Source organism: Propioniciclava sp. MC1683, assembly GCF_014164675.1.
Taxonomy (GTDB): Bacteria; Actinomycetota; Actinomycetes; order Propionibacteriales; family Propionibacteriaceae; genus Propioniciclava.
This window is the reverse complement of record NZ_JACJFX010000091.1, coordinates 1-1,633: the sequence shown is the minus strand read 5'-3', so window position 1 is coordinate 1,633 and position 1,633 is coordinate 1. Positions and strand designations below refer to the sequence as shown.

The window sequence follows — 1,633 nt, the reverse complement described above, 5'->3', positions numbered from 1 at the left end:
CCTGAATCCACCGGCCTGGTAGCGGTGCGTTAAGCGAGGAAGTGCCCTCTGGTAAGGGAGAATGGGACTTGTATAGAGTTCCGTAGCTCCCCCAAGAAGGGCACTTCCGAGATGCAACTGTCTCACACCCCCGGCCGAATGTCGGCGTCGTTCGACGAGCCCAACCTGGTCGGGTCCGCCGGCTTGGTGCCAGCGATGATGCTGGCCGGCCGGGTCGGACTGGTGCAGGTGGCGGATGAGTTGTTGACGGTGCCCGGCGCGAAGGGCTGTGCGGGGACCAAGCTCGCCTCCGTGCTGGCCGGGATGCTGGCCGGCGCGGACAGCATCGACGACCTCGACGTCCTGCGCCACGGTGCGATGGCCAGACTGTTCGGAGGGGTACGGGCACCGTCCACGCTGGGAAGCTTCCTGAGGTCGTTCCGGTTCGGACACGTCCGCCAACTCGACGCCGTCGCAGCCCGCACCCTGTGCCGGCTGGGCGAACGGGTGCCTGGCCTGCTGCCCACCGGGCCGGTGGTGTGGCTCGATGTCGATGACACGATCAAACCTGTCTACGGCCGCGGCAAGCAGGGCGCCCAGCACGGCTACACCCGGGTGCGCGGGTTGAACGCCCAACTCGCGACGGTGTCCGGCCCTGACATCGCGCCGGTGATCGCGGCCGCTCGGCTCCGTCGTGGCGCAGCATCCTCCGCGCACGGCGCGGTCCGGTTGGTCCGCGACGCCCTGGCCACCCTGCGCCGCGCGCACGTGGCCGGCCCGGTGCTGGTCCGGGCGGATTCGGCCTACTACCAGCAAGCCTTGGTCGCCGCGATCGTCAAGGCCGGCTGCCAGTTCTCGATCGGAGCCCGCCTCAACAAGGGGGTCCGTGCCCAGATCGCCACCATCGACGAGCAGGCGTGGACCCCCATCGTGTACCCCAACGCGATCGTTGACCCCGACACCGGCGAACTGATCTCCTCGGCCGAAATCGCCGAAGTCGGCTACACGGCGTTCACCTCGCATGGGCGTGGGAAGGTCACCGCCCGGTTGATCGTCCGCCGGGTCCCCGAACGCAACACCAAGAAACTCGCCGCCGCCGCCCAGGACGGCCTGTTCCAGGTGTGGCGTTACCACGCCCTGTTCACCAACCAGACCGCCCCGTTGGTCGAGGCGGAGAAGACCCACCGTGGCCACGCGATCATCGAGCAGGTGTTCGCCGACCTGAAAGCCGGCCCGTTGGCGCACCTGCCGTCGAAATCGTTCAACGCCAACGGTGCCTGGCTCGCCCTCGCCACCATGGCGTTCAACCTCACCCGGGCCCTCGGCGTCACCGCCGGGGGCCGCTACCGCAGGGCCGAGACGGCGACCATCCGCGCCCACCTCATCCACACACCAGCGCGCGTCGCCACCTCGGCGCGTCGGGTTCGTCTCCACCTACCCACCCGATGGCCCTGGGCCGCCCACTGGCAGCGGCTGTGGACCGCGATCATGACCACCTGACCCACACGCCACCAGACCGTCACGACCAAGGAAACCCAAGTGGAAGACCCGGACAGACCGGGCGATCACGCATGCCCGCACACCCTCGTGACGTCAATCCCAGACGGGATCCACAAGCACAAACACACGCACAACGTCAACCGGTGGATTGAGG

General features: G+C 68.3%; 1 protein-coding gene. It reads left to right on the top strand.

What is annotated here, in order from left to right:
* Positions 1 to 111 precede the first annotated feature (111 nt).
* Entirely contained in the window at positions 112 to 1,479 is a 1,368-nt protein-coding gene (locus tag H5397_RS17345) for an IS1380 family transposase (RefSeq protein ID WP_182818994.1), read from the top strand.
* The last annotated feature ends 154 nt before the right edge of the window (positions 1,480 to 1,633 follow it).